Source organism: Streptomyces sp. NPDC059917, assembly GCF_042730635.1.
GTDB lineage: Bacteria > Actinomycetota > Actinomycetes > Streptomycetales > Streptomycetaceae > Streptomyces.
This window is the reverse complement of sequence record NZ_JBHWLC010000176.1, coordinates 1-4,105: the sequence shown is the minus strand read 5'-3', so window position 1 is coordinate 4,105 and position 4,105 is coordinate 1. Positions and strand designations below refer to the sequence as shown.

The following is a 4,105-nucleotide window of genomic DNA, read 5'->3' as shown; positions in this document are numbered from 1 at the left end:
CCCCGGGGTCCGCCGGAAGGGGTGAAACGGCCGGTCAGCCCGCCTGCGCGGGGCCCTGACGCTGATCGTCCTTGGTGTAGGTGAGGCGCTCGACCTGGCCCGACTCGAAGCCGCCCTTGATCTCCTTGCCGTTCACGAACAGCTGGACGGCCCCGGCGTCGCCGAGCACGAGATCGATGGACTGCTTGTCGGTGAAGGTCTTGGTGTCACCCGGCTGGAGGGTTCCGTCGAAGAGCAGACGACCGCTGTGGTCCTTCGCGGAGATCCAGCTCTCGCCGGTGCTGGCCGTCAGGACGACCGTGACCAGGTCCTTCGGGGCGGCCGCGATGGCGCTGTCCGAGGGCTCGGGCTTGGGTGCCTGCGGGGTCTGCTGGGGCGCGGCCGGTTTGGCCGGCTTGGCGCCGGGCTGCTTGGGTGCGGGCTGCGGGGAGGCGGAACCTTCCGCCATCGGCCGCTTGGTGTCGTCGTCGCCGCCCTTGAGGGCGGTGAAGCCGACGAATCCGATCACGGCGACGATCGCCGCGACCATGGCGGCGGTCCAGTTGGGCCGCTGCCGCTCGGGACGGATCCGCTCGGCCTCGAACATCGGGGCGGCGGGGGTCGGCGCCGGGCGACCCCCGTGGGCGGCGTCGTAGCTCTCGACCAGGGGTTCGGGATCGAGGTGCACGGCGCGGGCGAGGGTACGGATGTGGCCACGGGCGTAGACGTCGCCGCCGCAGCGCGTGAAGTCGTCCTGCTCGATCGCGTGCACGATCGGGATGCGCACGCGGGTGGTGGAACTGACCTCGTCGACGGTGAGCCCGGCGGCGATCCGGGCCTGCTGGAGGGCCGTCCCGATGGACGGACCGGCGGCGGGCCGCTCGACGATCACGTCGTCGGTCGAAGGCCGGTCATCTTCGGGGGACTTGGAGTTGCCGATGGACACGGGGGCGCCTTTCGAGCGTGTAGCCACCTGCTGGATGTCCAGTCTAGGGGGGTGACGAAAGGGTGGAGCAACCGGAGGGTGACCTCCGTACGCCATCCGAATGGCATCGGTGCTCGCGTGCCGCGTCCGTGCGGATCCGCGGCGCGCGGGGCGCGCGGCGCCACCCCTTTCCTCAACTTGACGAGCGACCAGGGGAAACGGTTGCCCCGGGATTCTTTACGACCGGGTCACGGTCCGGTCTCTCCCCGGATGACCGCGAGGACCCCGTCCAACTCGTCCGCTTTGAGCATCACGTCGCGCGCCTTGGAGCCCTCGCTGGGGCCGACGATGCCGCGCGATTCCATGAGGTCCATCAACCGCCCGGCCTTGGCGAAGCCGACCCGGAGCTTGCGCTGGAGCATGGAGGTGGAGCCGAACTGCGTGGTGACGACCAGTTCGGCGGCCTGGCACAGCAGGTCGAGGTCGTCGCCGATCTCCTCGTCGATCTCCTTCTTCTGCTTCTGCCCGACCGTGACGTCGTCCCGGAAGACGGGTGCCATCTGGTCCTTGCAGTGCTGGACGATCCCCTGGATCTCCTCCTCGGTGACGAAGGCGCCCTGGAGCCGGGTGGGCTTGTTCGCCCCCATCGGCAGGAACAGCCCGTCACCCTTTCCGATGAGCTTCTCGGCGCCGGGCTGGTCGAGGATGACCCGGCTGTCCGCGAGCGAGGAGGTCGCGAAGGCGAGCCGCGAGGGCACGTTCGCCTTGATCAGACCGGTCACCACGTCCACCGACGGGCGCTGGGTCGCCAGCACCAGGTGGATGCCGGCCGCGCGGGCCAGCTGGGTGATGCGGACGATCGAGTCCTCCACGTCGCGCGGGGCGACCATCATCAGGTCGGCGAGCTCGTCGACGATCACCAGCAGGTACGGGTAGGGGCTCAGCTCGCGCTCGCTGCCCGGCGGCAGTTTGATCTTGCCGTCGCGGATGGCCTTGTTGAAGTCGTCGATGTGCCGGTAGCCGAAGGCGGCCAGGTCGTCGTAGCGCAGGTCCATCTCGCGCACGACCCACTGGAGGGCCTCGGCGGCCCGCTTCGGGTTGGTGATGATCGGCGTGATCAGGTGCGGGATGCCCTCGTAGGCCGTCAGCTCGACCCGCTTGGGGTCGACCAGCACCATCCGGACGTCCTCGGGGGTCGCCCGCACCATCACCGAGGTGATCAGGCAGTTGATGCAGGAGGACTTTCCGGAGCCGGTGGCGCCGGCGACCAGCACGTGCGGCATCTTCGCGAGGTTGGCCATGACGTAGCCGCCCTCGACGTCCTTGCCGAGCGCGACGAGCATCGGGTGGTCGTCCTCCGCCGCGTCCGCCAGGCGCAGGACGTCGCCGAGGTTGACCATCTCGCGGTCGGTGTTCGGGATCTCGATGCCGACCGCCGACTTGCCCGGGATCGGGCTGATGATCCGCACGTCGGGCGAGGCCACGGCGTAGGCGATGTTCTTGGCCAGCGCCGTGATGCGCTCGACCTTGACCGCCGGGCCCAGCTCCACCTCGTAGCGGGTCACCGTCGGCCCCCGGGTGAAGCCGGTGACCTTCGCGTCGACCTTGAACTCCATGAAGACGTTGCTCAGCGAGGCGACCACCGCGTCGTTCGCGGCGCTGCGGGTCTTGCCGGGTCCACCGCGCTCCAGCAGGTCGAGCGAGGGCAGCGAGTACGTGATGTCCCCGCGCAGCTGGAGCTGCTCGGCCCGCGGCGGCAGCGCCTGGGTCTGCGGCGGGGCCTTGGTCAGATCGGGCACGCCGACCGGACCGGCCGCCGCCGGGACCGGCGGGGCTGCGGGAGCGGGCGGGGCGGCGGGTACGGGCGGGAGCGGGGCGGTCGTCGGGCTGGACGGGGCCGCGGGCGCCGCGGCCCGCTGCTCGCCGCGCTCCTCCCGGGCGGTGGGCACCGGCGCGGTGACCTCGACGCCCTCGTGCGCGGGCGTGACCCCGTGGGTCAGGTCGGCGACCAGCGGGGAGGGCGGCATGCCGCCGTACACCGCCCCGTCCAGGGCCGCCGCCGCGGCCGCGGCGACGTCCACCGCGTCCATCTCGCGGTCCATGGCGGGGCGCCCGGGTGCCCGTCGGGGCCGGCGCCGCCGGGCGGCGAGCGCCTCCTCCTCCGCCGACTCCGCGGGGGTGGCCGGGTCCAAGGCGGGGGCGCCCTGCCCGTTGGCCCGCCAGCGCTCGGGGTCGTGGCGCTCGCCTTCCTGCTCGGCGTACGCCCGGTCGTACTCGTTGGGCGCGATCACGCCGAGCCGGATCCCCAGTCGGCGCAGCCGCTGCGGGATGGCGTTGACGGGGGTCGCGGTGACCACCAGCAGCCCGAAGACCGTGAGCAGCACCAGCAGCGGCACCGCCAGCGGCGCGCCCATGGTGAAGATCAGCGGCTTGGAGGCGCCCCAGCCGATCAGGCCGCCCGCGTTCTGCATGGCGGTGGTGCCCTCGTCCCGGCCGGGCGCGCCGCAGGCGATGTGGACCAGCCCGAGGACGCCGATGACCAGGGCGGTCAGCCCGATGCCGATCCGGCCGTTGGCGTCGCTCTGCTCGGGGTGGCGGATGAAGCGCACCGCCATGACCCCGAGCAGGATCGGGACCAGCAGGTCGAGCCGTCCGAAGGCGCCGGTGATCAGCATCGTCACCAGATCGCCCACGGGACCGCTCAGGTTCGACCAGGTTCCGGCGGCGACGATCAGCGCGAGGGCGAGCAGGAGCAGCCCGACGCCGTCCTTGCGGTGGGCCGGGTCGAGGTTCTTCGCCCCGCGGCCCATGCCGCGGAAGACCGCCCCGACGGCGTGCGCGAGGCCGAGCCAGAGGGCGCGCACCAGCCGCACCACGCCCCCGGTCGGGGACGGTGCGGGTTTGGGCGCGACCTTGCGGACCGGGGCGCGCTTGGCGCCCGCGGCCTTCTTCGCTGGCGGCTTGCCCGCGGGCTGCGCAGCCTTTTTCGCCGGCGCCGTCGTACGGCCGGTGCGGGCCTTCGCGGCACCCGCGGCGCTCTGGGAACCCTTGCCGGACGTACGTGAGGCCATGGGCCCGAGGTTACCGGTGCGCGTGCCGGTGGACACGCGTGCCCACCCCTTCACCCGTTCGTGTCGGAACTCCGGTGCGTCATTTGACGTACGGCCAGAGCTGACGCGCCCTCAGCACCCGGCCCCGCTC

The 4,105-nt window shown here is 72.3% G+C and carries 2 protein-coding genes; both read right to left on the bottom strand.

Annotation, left to right across the window (positions count from 1 at the left end; genetic code table 11):
- Positions 1-34: 34 nt before the first annotated feature.
- Entirely contained in the window at positions 35-925 is an 891-nt protein-coding gene (locus ACFWAR_RS39255) for a RodZ domain-containing protein (RefSeq protein WP_385788488.1), read from the bottom strand.
- A 227-nt stretch (positions 926-1,152) separates the two neighbouring features.
- Positions 1,153-3,975 (bottom strand): DNA translocase FtsK, encoded by a 2,823-nt coding sequence (locus ACFWAR_RS39250; RefSeq protein ID WP_385788485.1) that lies wholly within the window; start codon positions 3,973-3,975, stop codon positions 1,153-1,155.
- Positions 3,976-4,105 lie beyond the last annotated feature (130 nt).